We start from the raw sequence: 22,632 nt of genomic DNA, 5'->3' as shown, positions 1-22,632 counted from the left end.
AATTATTTATACAATTGCCTCCTTCGAGAAAGCTCCATTTACAAATCGCATAATTTGATCTGGATTTTCATTTTTCAACGCATTTGGCAATAGAAAAGATGGATAATTCTGAAAACATACAGGACGCACAAAACGTTTGATTGCCTGTGTACCTACCGATGTAGATTGTGGTGCAGTCGTGGCTGGATATGGACCTCCATGTACCATTGAATGACAAACCTCAACCCCTGTTGGAAAACCATTAATCAGGATTCTACCTACTTTCAACTCTAAAATATCGAAAAGTTCTTTGTAATTTTCAAAATCTCCAGTTGTACCATGCACTGTTGCGGTCAGGTGACCCTCTAAATTTCGAGCAGCCTCTAATATTTGCTCTTTAGTTTCTGCTTCGACTAAAACTTGTGATGGACCAAAGTTTTCTTCTACCAAGTAAGGAGTATTAATAAAATTTCTTATCGAAGTTTTGAATACCATTGCAACACCTCCATTCTCTGTTGTTGCTGATTTTCCTTTGGCTAGTTCTACTACATTATTCATAGCAGCTATTTTCTCAAGATTCTTTTTATACGTTTTACCAATTCCAGCTGTTAACATCGTTCCAGCAGGTGTTTCGGTGATATTTTGAGTTAATTGACAGTAAAATTCGTCTGCACTTGCCGATTTTTGTATGAATACCAAACCTGGATTGGTGCAAAACTGGCCCACGCCTTGTACGATAGAACCCGCCATTCCTTTTGCAATTGAAGTTGCTTTTTCTTTTAAAATTTCAGGTAAAATAAAAACGGGATTCGTGCTACCCATTTCTGCAAATACAGGAATAGGTTCTAGTCTTCCATTAGCCAAATCAAATAAAGCCTTCCCTCCTGTAAAAGACCCAGTAAAACCAACTGCTTTTATAGAAGGATGACTTACTAAAGCTGTGCCCAATGCGTTTGTATTTCCTTGGACTAAGGCAAAAGTGCCTTTTGGCATTCCGCAAACAGCAATAGCTTTCTCAAAAGCTGAAGCCACCAAAGCTGAAGTTCCTGGATGTGCAGGGTGCCCCTTAAAAATTACTGGACAACCTGCCGCCAATGCAGAAGCCGTATCACCACCGGCAACAGAAAAAGCCAACGGAAAGTTACTCGCTCCAAAAACCGCTACAGGTCCCAAAGGCAATAACATTTGACGAATATCTGGTTTTACTAAGGGTATTCTCTCTGGCTGAGCGGTATCAATTTTTGCCTCTACCCAGGAACCCTCTCTTACAAATGATGCAAATAATTGCAATTGTCCAACGGTGCGCCCACGTTCTCCTTGTAACCTTGCTAGCGGTAATGCTGTTTCTAGATGACATCTTTCTAACAACGCGTCACCAAGATTTAAGATTTCCTTCCCAATTTGATCTAGAAAATCGGCAATTTGATTCTTATCTTTCTTTCGATAAATATCAAAATCATTTACAGCTTGCTGTACAACAACATCTAATTCCGAATTAGTCGTATTAATAAAACCTCCATTTAATAAAGTATTAGTAGTAGGATTGACGGCATGAAATTCTGTACTTAAACTCATAATTAATTAGATTTATTCGTAAAAAGATTACTTAACTGCTTTTACACTGCAATTTGAGTAAGCAAATATACCATAAAACTACTTTATTTCACTAAATTGGTTAACCAATACTGGTAACAAAAATATTTTAATCAAAAAATAGACTATTAATCCCGCAAAAAAATAGAGTTTAAAAACTAAATTCTTTAAAAAAGAATGATTATATAAACAAATACATATAAATACAATACACATTGATAATTAACCACTAGAAACAAAAATATTATATAAAAAATTAAGTAAATTAGTCGTTAAACATGATTATACTACTAAATATTAATGATTTCTTAAACTTTTAATAAAACCGGGAATGATAAAATTAACACCAAATTTAAACCCAAAAGGATGGGATGAGATGTTTTCTAAGGATGGAGTAAGGGAACCATATCGTCAAGTACTACAAACATTAGAAAGTTTAAACCTTGAGAAACTAACTCAAAAGCAAAAACAAGCTTCTGATATTTTTATGAACCAAGGAATCACTTTTACGGTTTATAGCGATAATAACGAAGGGATTGAACGAATTTTTCCCTTTGATATTATTCCCAGAATAATAACGCAAAAAGATTGGCTCGAAATAGAAACAGGAATTGCGCAGCGATTAAAAGCATTGAATTTATTTCTAGAAGATATTTATAATAATCAGAATATTATCAAAGACGGAATTGTTCCTGCTTCATTAATTGCCTCATGTCCACATTATTTACAAGAAGTACACGGAATAAAGCTTCCGCATAATATTCATGTTCACATTGCTGGTATTGATTTGATACGTGGTGCTGATGGAGAATTTTATGTTTTAGAAGACAATTTACGCTGCCCTAGTGGTGTGAGTTATATGCTCGAAAATCGCGAAATCACCAAACGCGTTTTCCCCGAAATGTTCAAAAGTAACAACGTGAGTATGGTAGTGAACTATCCTATGATTTTTCACAACATCTTAGTTTCACTATCTCCTAGAGCAATTTCAAATCCAAATGTGGTTTTACTAACACCAGGAGTTTATAATTCTGCCTATTATGAACATACCTTTTTGGCACGACAAATGGGTATTCCACTTGTAGAAGGTCGTGACTTAATTGTAAACAACAATAAGGTATACATGAAAACAACTTCAGGACTACAACAAGTGGATGTAATATACAGAAGGATTGATGACGAATACCTAGATCCATTGGTATTCAAGCCAGACAGTACACTTGGGGTTCCTGGACTTATAAGTGCATACAAACTTGGAAACGTAGCTCTTGTAAATGCAGTAGGAAATGGAGTAGCCGATGATAAAGCTGTTTATGTTTATGTTCCAGATATGATTAAATATTACCTGAATGAGGAACCTATATTAAAAAATGTGCCAACCTATCAAATGGAAAACAAAGATGAAAGGGAACACGTTTTTGCCAACATGGAAACAATGGTTATTAAAGAAACGAATCAAAGTGGAGGATACGGAATGATTATGGGAAATAAAGCTACTCAAGAAGAACTTGAAGCAGCAAAAATTGCAATCGTTGCCGATCCTAGAAATTTTATTGCACAACCAATTATTCAACTTAGCACTGTTCCTTGTTTTATTGATGGTGAACTAAAATTACGACATGTTGATTTAAGACCCTATGCTTTATGTGGACCAAAAGGTGTAGAGATTGTACCCGGAGGACTTACCCGAGTGGCATTGACCGAAGGTTCATTAGTGGTTAACTCATCTCAAGGAGGTGGTAGCAAGGATACTTGGATAATGAAATAATATTAATTAAATCTATACAACTTAAACTCTATTATATGGAAGTAAATATGCTTAGCCGCGTAGCAGATGGAATCTATTGGCTTAATAGATATATGGAAAGAACTCATGGAATGTTACTGACATTAAATACTCTTTACAATTTATCTTTTGACCAAGAAGCCGGTGACTTTCAAGGCTACAAACCACTACTAGATTACTACACAAACTTGACCGAAAAGGAGAAAACAGAGGTACAATACAACACCAATTTTGTATTGAACTATATTATTTGTGATGCAAAAAACAACAATTCAGTCAAATGTTTGATCACAAAGGCACGCGAAAATGCAAGAGGTGCGCAAGATAAAATTACCAAAGAATTATGGGAACATATCAACTCGATGTATCATTATATGAATGAACCCGATTTACCTAAGCGATTGGAGACAGCAGAAGCTAGTGCCATATTATCTAAGATAAATAAGGACTTTCTATTATATAACGGAGTATTTCATGTAACTATGCCCCGTGGTATTGGATGGAGTTTTTCTATCATTGGTAAAAATATTGAACGTTGTTTACAAACCATCACCTTTACACAAGCTTATTATGCTCCGATTGAATACAACCTAGAAGGAGAAGGAAACCTATTGTATTGGAGAAAACTCTTACTATCGCTATCTGGATATGAACTATATATGAAAAGCTACAGTAACATACCTCATAATCGCAAAGTAGTGCAACAAGTCATCTTCAACAAGGATTTTGCCCATTCGGTAATTTACACACTGGGATTGATAGAAATTAGTTTGAATAATTTATTCAAAGACAATCATTTGAGTGAAGCTAGAACCATGCGCAATCATTTTGGAAGGCTAAAGAGCGCTGTAGAATTTACAGATTACCACAATTTAACAAATCAACAATTAGAACATATATTAGAGGATACAAAAAATCAACTATATAACTTCTCTGCAGATTTTTCTAAACTATTCTTTTCTTATACCTAAAAAAAATGGCAGTATTCAAAATCGTACATATCACAAAATACCAATACAATTGGCCCATAAAAGAGAGTGTTAACGAAATACGTCTGTACCCTTATAACTTTGCCAATCAAGATGTACTGCAATTTCAGCTCTCGATTACCAATAATCCCGAAGTAGCCGTTTCTACTGACAACTTTGGGAATCAAGTTGGTAATTTTAGCACACTCGAAAGCCATACCGAATTGGTAATAGAAAGTCGCATAGTTGTACGTGTCAATCACTCACTTAAAATTCCAGAAATCGACCACGATACACTAGAAGATTTAACAAAAGAAAAAGAAAAAAGCATCGCGCTACTTCGTTACTCATATCCTGATGTCATTACAAAACAAAACATAATTGACGAAATTCTGGACGAAATAGGAACAGAGGATAAATCTATCGTTATGTTAGCGCAAGAGTGTAGTTCCTATATTTACAATCGTTTTACCTACTCCAAAGGGATTACTACCATTTACACCACTCTAGATGAAATTTTAGTTACCCGAGAAGGAGTTTGTCAAGATTTTGCACATGTTCTATTACAACTTATGCGAACCAAAGGTATTCCTGCGCGTTATGTAAGTGGATACATCTGTCCCAATAAGGTAGGATTAAGAGGGGAAGGCGCAACTCATGCTTGGGTTGAAATTTACTCTCCAACACAAGGCTGGTTGGGAATTGACCCAACTAACAATATCTGGACAATGGACAATCACGTTAAGCTTTCGGTTGGTTTGAATTTTGCTGATTGTTCGCCTGTAAAAGGGACCTTTAAAGGTATTGCAGTACAATCCTTATCTGTTTTTGTATCTATTGGATATGAAGACGGAAGACACTTTGAAGAATTTAATGATGTACAACTAGAAGAAATACCAGAGGATGTAAAAGCACAACTAGAATACATAGAACAAGCCCGCCAACAACACATTCAACAGCAGTAAGTCACTTTATTTACTTATTAAAACTAAGAAAGGTATATATCAAAATCAAAACGGCTATCTAAAATGAATTAGATAGCCGTTTTTCTATATTATAAATAGTCTCTTTAATTTTTCAAATCTTTGATTACCTTAAATGCTACATCAACTTGCTCTTCACTTACCAATATTGTGAATTCATTTGAAGTCGAAATTACTTCGTTGATTATAATTCCTTCCCATGCCAAACGTTGGAAGATGAAATAATAAATCCCTGGAATCACGATATTTTCTTTTGGTAATTTAACCGTAATAGAAGCTAAATTATCAATTTTCTGAAGCAATTTTTCGTTTACAAAGTGTTTATCAACCAAAGCATTAACGCTATTACTTACCACAATATTAATTTCATTAACACCTCGAGAAGAAGTATAGAATACATCTGGAAAAGCATTGATATCTGAGATTAATTCGGCTTGCTTATTCAAAACCGTTTCTGAAACTGCAAAAGCATAATCTGTCAAAGCAGAACGCACCGTAATTTCACCAATATTCTTGATAACCTTATTAATTTTATGATTGAGTCGAAAGTCTAATTCCTCGGTCAAGCGCTTTAGAGACATAACTACAGCTCCTTGTTTTACTTCTTTACCAAATTCACTTTCTAACTCAGACATGATGTTTCTAGACAACGAAGTCAAATTGATAATCCCTAGAGATAAAGCGTTCAATAAAAATGGCTTTGTTTTGATGTAATTCTCTACAATTGACGATACAGTTTTCATAATCTATATAGGTATTTATACTTAGTTTTTTAGAATTGTCTAATTGTTTAGCAAGTCAAAAACTTACACAAAGATATATAAAAAACATTTTGTTACAAATATAACAAGATGTTTTTTTAATTAAAAATGATAAAAAGCATCTGTAATATGTTCTATAACAAAGGAATTATGCTCTTTATAGATTGATATTACATCAAAACGGACTTCAACATCAAGATTTTTTGCGCATACGTATTCATCTATAGCCCTTGTAAGTAGTCGGATTTTCTTTGTGTTAACAGCGTCAATTGGTAAACCAATTTCAATCGAAGAACGCGTCTTTACTTCAACTACAACAAGAAAATCATTTATCGTGCAAACTATATCGATTTCGGCTTTTTGAAAACGCCAATTTGTATCCAAAATAGCATATCCATTTTCTTTTAGAAAATTTACAGCCATTTCTTCACCCAATTTACCAAGATCATTATGTGCTGCCATGTTTAAAATAAAATTATAATTTTAGAAAAAACTAAGTAAAATAACTAAGTATGAATCCAAGCAAGACTATTCAAAAACAACAGTTGATTTGGATGTATTAACATCTATTGTAATTGTATTCCCCATGATCAAGGTACGATTATCATGAATGTGTCCAGCAGGAAAATTATAGATAATGGGAATATTGTATTGCTTGGTCACATCTTGAATAATCTCCATAGCATTTTTACCCCAGGGTATATCATTATCCTTCATACTACTCATTGCACCCACCAAAATTCCTTTAATACTTTCTAAACAGCCATTACGCTTAAGATTCATCATCATTCTATCAACATGATAAAGGTATTCGTCCAAATCTTCTATAAAAAGAATTTTATCCTTGCAATCTATCGATGATTGCGAACCAAACAAACTGTACAAAATAGAAAGGTTTCCTCCTACCAACTCTCCAGTGGCTGTTCCCATTCGATTCATAGGGTCTGGAGCAATTTCATATGATAGCTTTTCACCAAACAAAGCTATCCTCAAACTTTCAATGGCCGCTTTGGTTGCTCTAGGGATACTAATTGGCATAACCCCGTGAATGGACTTGAAACCCATTGTATTCAAATGACTATGCAAAACTGTCACATCACTAAAACCAATCACCCATTTTGGACTTTGTTTAAATTTCGTAAAATCTAATAAATCTACCATTCGTACCGTTCCATAACCACCACGAACACACCAAATTGCTTTGATATTGGGATTATCCATTTGCGACTGAAAGTCGGCAGCTCGTTCCTGATCACTCCCAGCCAACTGATTTTCTTCCAAACCTATGGTCTTACCAATAACCACCTCTAGTCCCCAACTATGCAACAAACTAATGGTGGGTTTCAAATTATCAACATTATTTTTTCGAGCGGTTGATACAATCGCGATTGTATCCCCTTTTTGCAAGTATGCAGGTGTAATCATAGTATTTTGAGATTGGCAATTAAAAATAGTTAGTAAAAAAATTAAAAATACAAAATTGAATTTTTGTAAGGTAGCTATCGAAAAAGAAAAAATAGACATCATAAGAAGTTAATAGATAAGACTGACTCCACTAAAATCAGTACAAAACAAAGATACGTTTTTTTGAAAATAAGAATTGTTTTCTAGATCGAATTTGTATTTTTACTATACTAACACACTTACAATGAAATCTTTAATCACAACCCTAATTTGCATTGTTTCGATATGCTCTGCCCAACCTAAGAAATACAGCATACACACGGTTGCTTTTTATAATTTTGAAAACTTGTTTGACACTATTAATAATCCATTGACCAATGATGACGAGTGGACTCCAAAGGGTTTTCAACATTGGGATTCTAAAAAATACAACCAAAAGCTTCATAATTTATCCCAAGTCTTAGCAGAAATTGGCACCACTGAAAATACAAATGCACCAACCCTAATTGGTTGTTCTGAAATTGAAAATAGAACAGTTCTGGATGACTTAATCAAACAACCCTACATCAGTGATAAAGATTACGGTATTATTCATTATGATTCACCCGACAAACGGGGAATAGATGTGGCACTCTTATACCAAAAAAAACATTTCAAACCAACGTCCTATACCAATATCCCATTGATCATTTACAGTAAAGAGAGAAAACAAGATGTACCGACCAAAATTCAAGATAACACAGAGGACGAAGCCGAAATTAGCTTGGACAATCATCGAATATTCACTCGGGATCAACTGTTGGTCACTGGGTATCTTGAAAATGAAGAAATTCATATCATCGTTAATCACTGGCCATCTCGATCAGGAGGCGAAAAAAAATCGAGTCCATTGCGAGAAGCTGCAGGAGCTTTGAATCGAAAAATAATTGATTCATTACAAAGAATAAATCCTAATGCAAAAGTCATCACCATGGGAGATTTGAATGATGGTCCTTTCAATAACAGTCTAAAAAAAATGCTCAACACCAAATCCAAAAAAGAAGAGGTACCACCACTAGGAATATTCAACCCTTTTGAAGCGATGGCCAACAAAGGGTTTGGCACTATAGCCTACAGAGATTCTTGGGATATTTTTGACCAGGTTATGGTTACTCAGTCCCTGATTCAAAATGACTACAAGCAATTTCAATTCTGGAAAGCTGGCATTTATAACAAACCATTTCTTATTCAAACTACGGGACCGTATAAGGGATACCCCAAAAGGCATTCTGCAACAGAAATTGGTTTTAGCGATCACTTTCCAGTATATGTCTATTTGATAAAAGAAAAGAGGTAAGGTAAGATAACATTAATAGTTTTCTTTATGATATAAAAAGCAACTACTAGATAGACCCACTTGCTAAGAAGATCTGAGTATGTCTCACTATACAAGAAAATACTTTTTTGTACCTTAGCAAAACAAACAATACGCAAATTCAACATGGCAACAACACCGACCACTTTCGACATACAACAAGTTCTTTTTCAATTAGGAATAAAACCTGTTAACTTAGGAACCTCAACTGGAATAGAACGATTCTCAAACGGTGAAATTTTTGACAGCCACTCTCCTGTAAATGGACAATTAATAGCCAAAGTGTATGCAACTACTGCAGACGATTATGAACAAGTAATAACTTCTGCAACAGAAGCTTTTCAAGTTTTTAAAACCGTTCCTGCACCAAAAAGAGGTGAAATGGTACGTTTGTTTGGTGATAAACTAAGAAACAACAAAGAAGCTTTAGGGAAATTGGTTTCGTTTGAAATGGGAAAATCATTGCAAGAGGGATATGGTGAAGTACAAGAAATGATCGACATCTGTGATTTTGCAGTGGGACTTTCTCGCCAATTACACGGATTAACCATGCATTCTGAACGCCCTAGTCACCGCATGTATGAGCAATACCATCCATTGGGAGTAGTTGGAATTATATCGGCATTTAATTTTCCCGTTGCAGTCTGGGCATGGAATACTGCTTTGGCATGGATTTGTGGAGATGTATGCGTTTGGAAACCTTCAGAAAAAACACCACTTTGTGGCATAGCGTGTCAAAATATTATTCGAGAAGTGATTCAAGAAAACAACCTACCAGAAGGAATTTCTTGCTTAATAAACGGCGATTACAAAGTAGGCGAAATGATGTCTCAGGACAATAGAATTCCTTTACTATCTGCAACAGGATCTACCCGAATGGGAAAAATAGTTGCACAAACTGTAGCAGCAAGGCTAGGAAAAACATTATTGGAATTAGGTGGAAACAACGCCATTATTATAACTCCAGATGCTGATTTAAAAATGACAATAATAGGTGCTGTTTTTGGCGCTGTAGGAACGGCAGGACAACGTTGTACCTCAACTAGGCGATTAATAATTCATGAGAGCATGTACGACAAAGTAAAAGAAGCATTGGTCACTGCGTACAAACAATTAAGAATTGGAAATCCATTGGATGAAAATAATCATGTAGGACCGATTATCGATAAAGAATCTGTTGCTAATTACTTGGATACTTTAGAAAAAGTGGTTATCCAAGGCGGAAAATTATTAATTCCTGGCGGCGTCCTTTCTGGTGAAGGTTATGAAAGTGGCTGCTACGTGCAACCCGCCATTGTAGAGGTCGAAAATAATTATGCTATTGTGCAAAAGGAAACTTTCGCTCCTATTCTCTACTTGATAAAATACCATGGTGAGGTTACCAATGCGATAGCATTACAAAATGGAGTGGCTCAAGGATTATCATCTGCTATTATGACCAATAACCTTCGTGAAGCCGAATTATTCCTATCCTCATTAGGTTCTGATTGCGGAATAGCCAATGTAAACATTGGAACCTCTGGTGCAGAAATCGGTGGTGCTTTTGGTGGTGAAAAAGAAACTGGTGGCGGTAGAGAATCTGGCTCTGATGCTTGGAAAGTCTATATGCGCCGACAAACTAATACGATTAACTATAGTACAAGCTTACCTTTGGCACAAGGTATAAAGTTTGAATTGGACTAAAGTATAGGTCAAAAAAAAAGGCAATTGAACTGATTCAATTGCCTTTTTTTTTGACCTATATGTTGTTTACAGATTAAATGAGAACCCGATATTAACCACAAATTGATTGTTTAAATTCTGGAATCTATCAGTTGTAGTAGGATCGTATTTTGCAATAGGAAATCCGATTTCACTAAAAACTCCAATACCTTCTGAGAAAAAGTAACGCGCTCCTAAGTGGGCACCAAAATTTTTCAAACTTAAATCTAAACCTGGATAAATATCAACATTTTGACCCAAAGTTAAAATAGGACCTAAGTGTGCATCAAAACGACCTTTTAAATCAAAACGATCTCCAAAATTTGGCTTTTCTCCTTCAATCTTAGATACTCCAAGCAAATAAGACGAAACGAATCCGAATGAAATGTTTTCGGCAACACCAAAGTCAGCTGCAACGCGAACTCCAGAACCACCATCTTGAAAATTTGCTCCAACATCAAATTTAGTATCCCCTTTTCCTTTGAATGCTTGTGCGTTAACAAATACAGCAGAAAACATTAATAATAAAATAAAAATCTTTTTCATATTCTTTTTTTTAAATTTAAATTTTCTGCAAATCTACACTATAAATTTAATTTCTTCCTTTTTCATCAAAATATAAATGGTGTAGAGGTTCTGACTGCCAATATTCTTTAGTATCTATGTCCATAATTGTCAATGGCCCAGTGAACGCTGCGCCTGTATCGATGTTCCAAATACAAGCTCGGTGAATTGGAACAGTTTCATTAATACGCGTAACAGGAGTATGACCTATATAAATTTCATCGTACAAGGTCAATCTTTTTGGGTATAGTAAATCATTTGGTTTGATTGAAGTATCTAATGAGAGAGCTGTCTCCCAAAGTGTTCTATCCCAATAAAACAATTTAGAAAAATATTCATATTTGACACCATTCATGTTCGTAAAACCAGCATGAAGAAACAATCGATTTTTATTATCTAAGTAATAGTCATCCAAAGAAAGTAAAAAATCGATATGCAACTGCTTGGTTACTTTATCTACAGATTCATAGGCATTCAGAGTTGCTTCGCCACCATGTTCAAACCAAAGCTCATTGTCTTTGCCATCTCTTAACCAATGTAGTAAAAGTTCATCGTGATTCCCTCTAATAAAGATACAATTATTGGTAGATCTTAATTCAATCAAACGGTTAATCACTTGTGGTGATTGGCTCCAACCATCTACATAATCTCCCAAAAAAATCAAAGTATCATTTGGGGTTACCTTTGCTCTTTCAATAATTTGATGGAGTGCACGTAGACCTCCGTGAATATCTCCTATAACTAATGTTCTCATTTATTTCTTAACGCTTACATTGAAAGTATCCTTACTTTCATTTCTATAAAAATAAGAAAAACTGTGATGCTAGTACGTTTTTTTCTTGTTTTTTTAATCACCAAAGAAAACATTCATTCATAAACGTTGAAAAACACGATCATAATCCACTCAAAATAACCGTCTAAATATACCCACTTTTAGTGATTGACATAGTATTAAAAAGCAATTATCTTTGTACTTGAAATACTGAGCAAGAATTATAACATACTGATTATGAAAAAAGCAGCACTTTACATTAGCCTTTTGATGAGTATCTATCTTATACTAACTTTTTTAAGTATAATCTTCAATCCAATCCAAAAATGGACTCAATATAATAATGAATTCCGCTTTGGTCTTATCTTTACTTTAATTATTTTCGGATACCTTTCCCATCTTTTCACAAGGCCTATTAAGAAGTAATCTTTTCAATTTTCCTTTTACAGTAAAGAAATCTATAGCATACATCCATTTGTTACCTAAAATTTCAAATTATTTAAATAACTATTTCGTACTTAAATGTTAAATTTTAATTAAATTAGCCTAATTAAAATACCAACAAATGCATAAATTTTGGACTGCTTCCCTACTTATCCTTTTTCCAATATTTGTTTTTTCACAATCAGAAACAAATTCATTACTCAATGAATTAGATGCTACTCTTGAGAACAACCATATCTATAAAACAAAAAAAGAAAATGAAATTGGCAAACTTAAAGAATTATTAAAATTCACTACAACTGATCTTCAAAAATATGAAATTTATGGCAAGTTGTTTGGAGAGTATCGTTTTTACCAATCGGATTCAGCTTTAAGTTATGCCAGAAAAAATCTAAGAATCGCCAAACAATTAAGTGATATCGCCAAAGTAAATACGGCCAAACTAAATCTTGCGTCGATAATGGAAACTTTGGGCATGTATAAAGAAGCTACCGATATTATAAATAAAATTAATATTCAAATAACTCCAGAAATCAAAGTTACCTATTTTGGCGTCGCCAGTTCTTTGTATCTTTCGATGTCGTACTATGCTGCTTCAGTTGAAGAAAAAAAACACTACATAGCCCTTCGAAAAAAATATAGCGATTCTATTTTAAAATTCTATCCCACGCAATCAAAATCACATTTATTTACTACTTCAAACCAATTACTAGAAAGCGGAAAATACCAAGAAAACTTAGATTTATTACTGAATTACTATCCTAAATTAAAGAATTCAGATACCGACCAGGCCGTTGTTGCCTATTTAATTTCTCAAACCTACCATCAAAAAAAAGAGTTTGAACTTGAAAAAGAATGGCTCATCAAGTCGGCTATATCCGATTTGAGACTAGAAAAAAAAGAATACATTTCGTTACGTGCATTGGCTTTCCTATTGTATCAAGAAGGAGATATTGATCGCTCCTACACCTACATAAAGCGCTCGCTCGAGGATGCGCTGTTTTGCAATGCTCGCTTGCGTACGTATGAGATTTCGAAAATGATGCCCATCATTAATAAAGCCTACGAGAAGCAAAACGAGACCAACCACAACCAATTGGTTTATTTTTTGGTCAGTGCAACAGTCTTGTCTTTGATATTGCTAGTGATTTTGTTTTTACTTTTCAAACAAATGAAAAAGTTGGCCAAAGCGAAAAGAGAGATTAGCATTGCCAACAAACAATCATTGACACTAAATGAAGAGCTAAAAGTTTTTAACGAAAAACTGAATGAAACCAATACCACTTTGAAAGAAGCTAATTTGGTAAAGGAAATTTATATTGGTCGTTACATGGATCAGTGTTCCGTATACATTAGTAAACTTGATGGTTACCGAAGAAAATTGAACGTAATTGTCACTAGTGGTAAAAAAGACGAGCTAGTACGTGCCATCAAATCAAAAGAATTTATTGATGAAGAATTGAAAGATTTCTATAATAATTTTGACAAGACATTCTTACTACTCTTCCCTAACTTTATTGAAGATTTCAGCCGATTGTTAACCGACAAAGATGATATCAAATTAAAATCGGGTGAACTGATGAATACGGAACTTCGCATCTTTGCTTTGATACGATTAGGAATTTCAGATAGTGTGAAAATATCTGAATTTCTTCGCTATTCCTTATCTACTATTTATAATTATCGCACCAAACTGCGTAACAAAGCCGCTGGACCAAGAGAGGAATTTGAGGCCAACGTAATGCGCATTGGAACCAATAAATAATTTTTAAAATCCTACCTAAACACCTCTTTTATGCTGTTTTTTGACATAAAAGAAGTATTTTTTTGCTACAGAGTCACTACTTTTTTTGTGTTAACAAAAATAAAAAATCCTTTATTAGCAAGGCTTTACAAAGAGTCGCTCACTACATTTACTACCATTTTGGAATATTGAATTTAGTCAAGGCCAAATCATCTTAATTTTGGGTTATTAAAGATTTCTAAAGCAATTTATAAATACATTAACTAAACCATAATGAAGCAATTTCTAGTAACCACATTAGTTTGCCTTGCCTTTTTTCCTCTGGCAATTGGACAACAATTAAAATCCCCCAATTCAAAACTTCAAATGGAGTTTTCCTTGCAAAAGGATGGAACACCAACCTATGCTTTAAACTATAAAAACAAAGCGGTAATAAAAACTAGCAAGTTAGGACTGGAACTAAAAAACGATCCCAAATCATTGCTAAATGATTTTAAGATTATCGACACCAAAACAGCAACTTTCAATGAAAATTGGACGCCGGTTTGGGGAGAAGTAAGCAGCATTCAAAACAATTATAACGAACTGGCTGTTACTTTAAATCAGAATACTACTGATCGAAAATTAATTATTCGTTTTCGTTTATTTAACGAAGGTCTTGGTTTTCGATATGAATTTCCTTCGCAAAAAAACCTAACCTACTTCGTTATCAAAGAAGAGCATACGCAATTTGCTATGGCTGGAGATCACAAAACATTTTGGATTCCAGGTGATTATGAAACACAAGAATACGACTACACTACATCAAAAATGTCTGAGATACGCGGTTTGATGAAAACAGCTACGACAGAGAATGTATCCCAAAAATCATTTTCACCAACAGGAGTACAAACCTCTTTGATGATGAAAACTGCCGATGGATTGTACATCAATTTGCACGAAGCTGCTCTTATTAACTACTCCTGTATGCATTTGAATCTAGATGACAAAAACATGATTTTTGAATCTTGGTTAACACCTGATGCAAACGGAGACAAAGGATACATGCAAGCTCCTGGAACATCACCTTGGCGTACGATCATGGTGAGCGATGACGCACGTGAAATCTTGGCTTCAAAAATGACATTGAACCTAAATGACCCTAGTAAAATTGAGGACACTTCATGGATCAAACCTGTAAAATACATTGGTGTTTGGTGGGAAATGATTACCGGAAAAAGTTCTTGGTCTTATACCAATGATTTTACCTCGGTTGAACTTGGAAAAACAGATTATTCTACAGCAAAACCAAACGGAACACACGGAGCAACCACTACCAACGTTAAGAAATATATTGATTTTGCGGCCAAAAATGGTTTTGATGCTGTACTTGTTGAAGGATGGAATACAGGATGGGAAGATTGGTTTGGTAACTCCAAAGATTATGTTTTTGATTTTGTAACCCCTTACCCAGATTTTGATTTGAAAGGAATTCATGCTTACGCAAAAGAAAAAGGAATTAAGATGATTATGCACCATGAAACTTCAGGATCAGTGCGAAATTATGAACGTCACATGGACAAAGCCTACCAATTCATGAAAGACAATGGGTATGATGCTGTGAAAAGTGGTTATGTTGGAAACATGTTGCCGAGAGGTGAGAAACATTACAGCCAATGGATCATCAACCATTACCAATACGCTATAGAAAAAGCGGCTGAATACAAAATTATGGTCAATGCACACGAAGCTGTCCGACCAACTGGGATTGCTAGAACGTATCCAAATTTAATCGGGAACGAATCTGCACGTGGGACGGAGTACCAAAGCTTTGGTGGCAACAACCCGAATCACGTCACTATACTACCCTTCACCCGTTTGATTGGAGGTCCAATGGATTACACACCTGGAATTTTTGAAATGGATTTGAGTAAAATGAATCCAGAAAACAATTCTCATGTAAACAGTACAATTGCCAACCAATTAGCCTTGTATGTTACTATGTACAGCCCGTTGCAAATGGCAGCTGATACACCTGAGAACTACAACCGCTTTCCAGATGCATTTCAATTTATAAAAGATGTGGCTGTAGATTGGGATGACAGCAAATATCTAGAGGCAGAACCTGGAGATTACTTAACTGTTGCTCGAAAAGCAAAAGGAACCAACAATTGGTTTGTAGGGAATGTAAATGGAAATACAACACGTACTTCTACCATCAATTTTGATTTCTTAGAAAAAGGCAAAAAATACATCGCCACGCTATATGCAGATGCAAAGGATGCCAACTACAAAACAAATCCGCAGGCGTACACGATCAAGAAAATGAAAGTGACTAGCAAATCAAAACTGAATCAAATTTCGGTCCCTGCAGGTGGATACGCCATTAGCATTATGGAACAAAAATAAATACACAGAAACTAAATTATTTAGGGAGAAATGTTTAAATTGATTTAGCAGTCTTAAAAATTGTTTTTTTGATAGGATTGCAGTTCTTTATTCGAAAAATAGTAGTGAAATATTGACTTTTAAGCCTACACAACCACTACTATTTTTCTTTTAGAAAAACACATAAAACACTATAATTCAGTATTTTATTTTCGAAAAATAGCAAAATCAACTACTTTTTAATTGTTACAACTATAGTCAGGCTATAAGCAAAATATCTTTACTTTAAGAAATCGATATAGTTGAAACCACAGTTAGAAAAAACTAAACTGATTTCCCGAAAAACTAAACTTTAACAAACCAAAAAAAACCAGAAATTATGGTACAAATGAAAAAAAGTTTGCATTGCATTCTTCTTTTATGCAGCATACTATTTATTATGCCAAGTACAATTGCCCAAATTGCATCAAAGACAGTCACGGGAGTTGTCATGGATCAAAAAGGAGAAACCTTAATAGGGGCTAGTGTCGCTATCAAAGGCACAAGTATTGGAACAATTACAGATGTTAACGGAAAATTTACGTTGCCAGTAAGTGGCAAATCAGCTATTATCGCGGTGTCTTTTGTGGGTTTTGAAACCAAAGAAGTACCAGCTGCACAGAGTTCAAAAATTATTTTAATCGAAAACTCCAACGAACTTAAAGAGGTCGTTGTTCAAGTTGGATACGGTACCGTTAAGAAAAAAGACGCAACAGGATCTGTATCTCAAATCGCAGCCAAAGACTTTAACAAAGGTCAAAACGTAACACCAGAAAGTTTGATAAGCGGACGTATATCAGGTGTGAATGTAACCGGTGGAGGAGCGCCAGGTGCCAAAGCAGATATTCGTATCCGTGGAGGATCATCACTAAATGCATCCAACGATCCTTTAATTATCTTGGACGGATTACCATTGAGTAACGCCGTACCGTCTGGATCAACAAGTATCTTATCAACTATTAACCCAAACGATATTGAATCTTTTACCGTTTTGAAAGATGCATCTGCTGCCGCAATTTATGGTTCTCGTGCTGCCAATGGTGTAATTGTGATTACTACCAAAAAAGGTACAAAAGGTCGTGTAAAAGTAAACTTCAGCTCACAAGTGGGTGTGAACACGGTTGCTAATACGGTTGATGTTTTGAGTACAGACCAATATAGAGCTTTGGTAAACGAAAAAGGATCAGCTGCTCAAAAAGCATTACTAGGTACTGCAAATACCAACTGGCAAGATGAAATTTTCAGAACTGCTTTGACTGTAAACAACAACATATCTGTAAGTGGCGCCTTGTTTGACAAAGTTCCTGTACGTTTGTCTGTGGGTAATGTAGACAATCCTGGTATCTTGAAAAACACAAGCTTTGAAAGAACAACTACATCGCTTGCTATTAATCCGGTATTGTTTGACAACCACCTAAAAATTGACATCAGCGGAAATTTATCTTTTGGTAAAAACCGTTTTCAAGACGAAAACGCTGTAATAGGTAGTGCTATTGGATTTGATCCAACACAATCCGTTTACCAAACAGGTTCGCATTACGGAGGATACTTTGAATGGTTGGAGCCTAACGGAAACCTAGCTTTGTTACCAGCTAAAAATCCGGTAGCTAGATTGAATCAAAACGAAAGCAGATCTACCTCTACTAGAAAATGGGGTAATGTGCGTTTGGATTACAAACTACATTTCTTTGAAGATATGAGAGTGGTAGCCGAAGCAGGAATTGATAGATTTGATAGCAATGGATACACTCAAGTAAGCAATCTAAGTGCTAACGGATACCAAGCTGCTGCTTTTAGCTCAGGAAACTGGACCAACGTAGGAAATTATTCGAACTACACTGATGCACTTCAAAATAAAAACTTGAATACCTATTTGAATTATACCAAGAAGGTTGCGGGATTGAATGTTGATGCTACAGCAGGATACAACTATCAATTGTTTCAAAAAGTGAAATATGAGTCTGGAGAAACAAGACAGCCTACACCAAATGAAGATGTTACTACAGACCCAGATATTAACTTACAATCGTTTTTTGGTCGTTTAAATTTAGGATATGAAAGCCGTTATTTATTGACTTTAAATTATAGAAGAGATGGTACTTCTCGTTTCTCGAAAGAAAACAGATGGGGTAACTTTGCTGGAGCTGCTTTTGCATGGAATATTGCTGAAGAATCTTTCTTGAAAGACAATAATACTATTTCTGGCTTGAAATTGAGAGTAGGATATGGTACCACTGGTCAACAAGATATCTCTGCATCGTATGATTATTTGAGAAGAGTAACTCTTGGATCGATAAATACACAATATGTTTTCGGAAACACGGTTTATGCAACTGCTCGTCCTGAAGGATATAACCAAAACATCAAATGGGAAGAATTATCAGAGATGAACGTAGGTTTGGATTATGGTTTCTTCAACAACCGAATTACGGGATCTATTAACTATTTCGATAAAAAATCAAGCGACTTACTAGCAGACGTTCTTGTTCCTGATGGAGCAAATTTAAGAAATCAAGGTTTCAACAACATTGGTAGTTTAAGCACAAAAGGACTTGAATTTAGTATCGAATCAGATATCGTTAAAACTGATAACCTACGTTGGAATGTAGCTTTCAACACAACCTACATCAACCAGAAGATCACCGATTTGGGAGCGACTGTTCCTGGATTTACAGGATATGCTGTAGGAGACATCTCGGGTGGACAAGGAAACAAAATCCAGATTAACTCTGTAGGATCGTCTCCAAACTCTTTCTTTGTTTTCGAACAGTTGTATGATGCCAACAAAAGACCTATTCAAGGGGCGTATGTAGACCGTAACCAAGACGGAAAAATTGATGATGGGGATCGTTACAAATTTCACAAAGCAGCACCCGATTATACTTTTGGATTGTTCTCTACTGTGAATTACAAAAAATTTGATTTCACAATGAACTGGAGAGCAAGTATGGGGAACTATATTTTTGATAATGTGAGTTCAGACAAAGGATACCTACTTGCTGGTTTAAGAAGAGATACCGATTTATCAAACGTAAGCTCAGACTACCTCAACACCGGATTTACTGCTGAAGACAATGGAACACAACGTTATTTATCTAATTATTTTGTGAAAGATGCTTCTTTTATCAAACTAGACAATGTAACAGTAGGCTACACCTTTGACAAATCATTGTTGAAAGTGGCTACTTTGCGATTTACTTTGGGCGTTCAAAATGTATTGACTTTGACCAAATACAACGGAATTGATCCAGAACGTTTTAGCGGAATTGACGGAAATGTATACCCAAGAGCAAGAACATTCTTGTTTGGAGTAAATGCAAATTTCTAAATACATCAGGTTGAAACCATTAATTTAAAAAACACAAAAGATGAAAACATCATTTAAATATATATCTTATTTCTTCCTAATGATTTTGGGATTGAATTTGACACTTAGCTCTTGTACGAGCGACCTAGACGTGACTCCAAAAGATGACGATGAATTTCTGTCAGAAACCTTTTTTCAAGATCCTGCATCTTACAAACAAGTCCTAGCCAAATTATACTCTGGATTGTACGTAGGAGGAAATGACGGAGACAACAAACCGGATATTGCTGGTATTGGTGGCGATTTTAGTAGTTACTTGCGTTTACTTTTTGTAATGCAAGAATTCACGACAGACGAAGCTATCATTGCTTGGGCAGATGGAACTTTGCCAACCTTAAACACGCAAACTTGGGCACCTGCCAATGAGTTTTTGTACGGAACTTATTCTAGAGCTTTTTACGAAATAAGTTTGGCTAACGAATTTTTGAGACAAACGTCTGATGATAAATTGACCTCTCGTGGTGTAGACGCAAATTTAAAAGCAGAGATTGCGAACTTTAGAGCAGAAGCACGTTTTTTAAGAGCTTTCTCTTATGTGAACTTGATGGACTTATTTGGTAACGTGCCAATTACAACAGAAAAAGATCCAGTGGGTTTCTTTTATCCAGAACAAAAATCAAGAGCTGAAGTTTTTGCTTTTATCGAAAGTGAATTGAAAGACCTTGACAATAGCTTGGTCGCAACAAAAACAAACGAATACGGACGAATTGATAAAACGGCTGCTAAATTTTTATTAGCAAAAATATATTTGAACGCTAAAGTTTATACCGGAACTGAGAGATTTAATGATGCAGCAAAACTAAGCTCAGACATTATTGCAACCTCTGGTTATACGTTTGCAAACGTACCTTACAAATTTTTATTCTCTGCAGACAACAATCGTAACGGTGCACAAAATGAAGTGATTTTTCCTGTAGTAAGTGACGGAAATGCGATTCGTGCAACAGGTGGAGGTATGAGTTTTATTCTTCATGCTTCTATCGGTGGGTCTATGGATGCTGCTGCTCAAGGAATGAATGGTGGATGGCAAGGAATCAGAACTCGCAAAGAGTTTGTTGCTTTGTTTCCTGATGCTACTGCTACTGCAGACAAAAGAGGAACTTTCTATACTAGTGGTCAAACATTAAGCATTGCCAATGTAGGAACCTTTACAAACGGTTACGCAGTTACAAAGTACACTAATGTAAATTCTGATGGTACTGCAGCGCAACGTAACGATATTCCTGATACTGACTTTCCTATGTTCCGCTTGTCAGATGTGTACCTTATGTATGCAGAATGTGCGGTACGTGGCGCAACAGGTACAGACATGACTACGGCGCTAGGCTACATCAATAAACTGAGAACAAGAGCAAATGCTAGTGCTGTAACAACGGCAAATCTAACGCTTAATTTTATTTTGGACGAAAGAGGACGTGAATTATTCTGGGAATGTCACCGTAGAACTGATTTGATTCGTTTTGGAAAATTCACCGGTGGAGACAAAATTTGGGAATGGAAAGGTGGAACTCAAAATGGTGCTGCGACAGCAAGTTTTAGAGATTTGATGCCAATTCCTGCCAAAACAATCCAAGCAAACCCTACGTTGAAACAAAATCCTGGATACTAAACTAACCACTTTTAAAAAACCATAAAATGAAAAAAATTAACCAATTTTTGTTCGCTTTTATAAGCGTACTAGCGGTATCATGTACTGCTGACGATGTTGAAAACCGACCAGTTGTTTCCAAAATTGCAACACCTGAAATGACTGCACCAACAACAGCCAAACAATATGTTCTGAAAGAAGTGAATGCAAGCAGCGATGCCGACCGTTTTGTATGGACTGCCGCTCAATATTCAGAATCTGTGGTGGTTCAATATTCTTTGATGATGGATGTTTCTGGTGGAGATTTTACCAAAGCACAAACACTAGTAAAAACAAGTAGCGTTACCCAAGCATCGGTATCTGTAAAAGCATTGAACCAAGCAGCAATTGAATTGGGCGCTGTACCTGGCACACCAAAACAATTTGATGTCAAAGTAATGGCTACGGTTTCTGGTGGAGTTCCTACCGAATCGGCAAAAGTGATTACCATTAGCATCAATACGTATTCAGGATTAATCGCTTACCCATTTACAGACTGGTATTTGGTTGGAGACGCTACAGTTGCTGGTTGGGATAATAATAATAAAAATCAAGTACTTTTTAGAGGAGGAACGAACCCAAAAGAATACCGATTTACAGGTTATTTCAAAGCGGGTTATTTCAAACTAATTTCTACTTTGGGACAATGGGCGCCAATGTATGGTAAAGGTGATGCGGGTACAATCGTGTCTAGAGCCAAAGATGCCGATCCAGATCCAGCAAGTTTTGAAATTGCAACTGCAGGATATTACACTTTTACCATGAATACTGAAACCTTAAAATATACTTTGGTGCCGTACAATGCAACCGCAGCAACAAGCTATACTCGTATTGGTTTCATAGGTTCATCAAGAACAGGAACAGATGCAGGATGGTCTGGAGATGACACACCGATGGTCAAATCTACTTTTGATACACACTTATGGACCTTAACCATCACACTATTTGATGGTAAAGGAAAATTTAGAGCCAACAATGCTTGGGACAAAAGTTGGGGTGGCGATACAGCCTTTGCAGCTTTCCCTACACAAGGTGTTAGCGGAGGTGATATTCCAGTAGCACGATCAAAATACAAAATTTTATTTAATGATTTAGATGGCAGTTATATGATGTTCCCTAACCAAGAATAATCAATTAGTACAACTATTTAAGGGCTATCTACTATTGGATAGCCCTTTT

At 35.6% G+C, this 22,632-nt stretch carries 16 protein-coding genes; 10 read left to right on the top strand and 6 right to left on the bottom strand.

Features of this window, described 5'->3' with window-relative positions; genetic code table 11:
• Nucleotides 1–6 precede the first annotated feature (6 nt).
• On the bottom strand, nt 7–1,554 hold the full coding sequence (locus M2326_RS02805) for an aldehyde dehydrogenase (NADP(+)) (protein WP_264618032.1): 1,548 nt from the start codon (nt 1,552–1,554) through the stop codon (nt 7–9).
• 349 nt (nt 1,555–1,903) lie between these two features.
• Between M2326_RS02805 and M2326_RS02800 the strand changes: the two genes are divergently transcribed.
• From M2326_RS02800 to M2326_RS02790, 3 genes are read left to right on the top strand one after another with little or no spacing between them, the layout of a single operon-like run.
• Complete coding sequence (locus M2326_RS02800) at nt 1,904–3,340, top strand: circularly permuted type 2 ATP-grasp protein (RefSeq protein ID WP_264618031.1); 1,437 nt, start codon at nt 1,904–1,906, stop codon at nt 3,338–3,340.
• Between the two features lie 35 nt (nt 3,341–3,375).
• The gene (locus tag M2326_RS02795) at nt 3,376–4,329 is read left to right on the top strand and encodes an alpha-E domain-containing protein (protein WP_264618030.1); all 954 of its coding nucleotides are present in this window, start codon (nt 3,376–3,378) and stop codon (nt 4,327–4,329) included.
• 5 nt (nt 4,330–4,334) lie between these two features.
• Nucleotides 4,335–5,291 (top strand): transglutaminase family protein, encoded by a 957-nt coding sequence (locus M2326_RS02790; RefSeq protein ID WP_264618029.1) that lies wholly within the window; start codon nt 4,335–4,337, stop codon nt 5,289–5,291.
• A gap of 104 nt (nt 5,292–5,395) precedes the next feature.
• On the opposite strand, the gene M2326_RS02785 is transcribed toward M2326_RS02790, so the two are convergent.
• From M2326_RS02785 to M2326_RS02775, 3 genes are all read right to left on the bottom strand, one after another.
• Nucleotides 5,396–6,052, bottom strand: a complete 657-nt coding sequence (locus M2326_RS02785; RefSeq protein ID WP_264618028.1) for an aspartate kinase — start codon at nt 6,050–6,052, stop codon at nt 5,396–5,398.
• A 120-nt stretch (nt 6,053–6,172) separates the two neighbouring features.
• A complete protein-coding gene (locus M2326_RS02780) occupies nt 6,173–6,532 on the bottom strand; it encodes a YraN family protein (protein WP_264618027.1) in 360 nt (119 codons plus the stop codon).
• A 66-nt stretch (nt 6,533–6,598) separates the two neighbouring features.
• The gene (locus M2326_RS02775; RefSeq protein ID WP_264618026.1) at nt 6,599–7,495 is read right to left on the bottom strand and encodes a S66 peptidase family protein; all 897 of its coding nucleotides are present in this window, start codon (nt 7,493–7,495) and stop codon (nt 6,599–6,601) included.
• A gap of 223 nt (nt 7,496–7,718) precedes the next feature.
• Between M2326_RS02775 and M2326_RS02770 the strand changes: the two genes are divergently transcribed.
• Together M2326_RS02770 and amaB are read left to right on the top strand one after the other, a co-directional pair.
• Nucleotides 7,719–8,810 (top strand): endonuclease/exonuclease/phosphatase family protein, encoded by a 1,092-nt coding sequence (locus M2326_RS02770; RefSeq protein ID WP_264618025.1) that lies wholly within the window; start codon nt 7,719–7,721, stop codon nt 8,808–8,810.
• A 144-nt stretch (nt 8,811–8,954) separates the two neighbouring features.
• A complete protein-coding gene (gene amaB / locus M2326_RS02765; protein ID WP_264618024.1) occupies nt 8,955–10,511 on the top strand; it encodes an L-piperidine-6-carboxylate dehydrogenase in 1,557 nt (518 codons plus the stop codon).
• A 66-nt stretch (nt 10,512–10,577) separates the two neighbouring features.
• Here the strand turns inward: amaB and M2326_RS02760 are convergent, their stop codons facing one another.
• Both M2326_RS02760 and M2326_RS02755 read right to left on the bottom strand, forming a co-directional pair.
• Nucleotides 10,578–11,075, bottom strand: coding sequence for a DUF6646 family protein (locus M2326_RS02760; protein ID WP_264618023.1), 498 nt, complete (start codon nt 11,073–11,075; stop codon nt 10,578–10,580).
• 46 nt (nt 11,076–11,121) lie between these two features.
• Nucleotides 11,122–11,847 (bottom strand): metallophosphoesterase, encoded by a 726-nt coding sequence (locus M2326_RS02755; RefSeq protein WP_264618022.1) that lies wholly within the window; start codon nt 11,845–11,847, stop codon nt 11,122–11,124.
• Between the two features lie 583 nt (nt 11,848–12,430).
• Here M2326_RS02755 and M2326_RS02750 point away from each other — a divergent pair.
• The 5 genes from M2326_RS02750 (at nt 12,431) to M2326_RS02730 (ending at nt 22,583) form a co-directional block, all read left to right on the top strand.
• Nucleotides 12,431–14,074 carry a DUF6377 domain-containing protein gene (locus M2326_RS02750; RefSeq protein WP_264618021.1) on the top strand — a complete coding sequence of 548 codons (1,644 nt, stop codon included), beginning with the start codon at nt 12,431–12,433 and terminating at the stop codon, nt 14,072–14,074.
• 252 nt (nt 14,075–14,326) lie between these two features.
• The gene (locus M2326_RS02745) at nt 14,327–16,441 is read left to right on the top strand and encodes a glycoside hydrolase family 97 protein (protein ID WP_264618020.1); all 2,115 of its coding nucleotides are present in this window, start codon (nt 14,327–14,329) and stop codon (nt 16,439–16,441) included.
• 358 nt (nt 16,442–16,799) lie between these two features.
• Nucleotides 16,800–19,787, top strand: a complete 2,988-nt coding sequence (locus tag M2326_RS02740; protein WP_264618019.1) for a SusC/RagA family TonB-linked outer membrane protein — start codon at nt 16,800–16,802, stop codon at nt 19,785–19,787.
• Nucleotides 19,788–19,827: 40 nt separating this feature from the next.
• A complete protein-coding gene (locus tag M2326_RS02735; protein ID WP_264618018.1) occupies nt 19,828–21,435 on the top strand; it encodes a RagB/SusD family nutrient uptake outer membrane protein in 1,608 nt (535 codons plus the stop codon).
• A 26-nt stretch (nt 21,436–21,461) separates the two neighbouring features.
• On the top strand, nt 21,462–22,583 hold the full coding sequence (locus M2326_RS02730; RefSeq protein WP_264618017.1) for a SusE domain-containing protein: 1,122 nt from the start codon (nt 21,462–21,464) through the stop codon (nt 22,581–22,583).
• Nucleotides 22,584–22,632: the final 49 nt, after the last annotated feature.

The organism is Flavobacterium psychraerolatum, from assembly GCF_025960985.1.
Taxonomy (GTDB): domain Bacteria; phylum Bacteroidota; class Bacteroidia; order Flavobacteriales; family Flavobacteriaceae; genus Flavobacterium.
The sequence above is the reverse complement of the archived record's forward strand: the minus strand, read 5'-3'. Positions and strand labels throughout refer to the sequence as shown.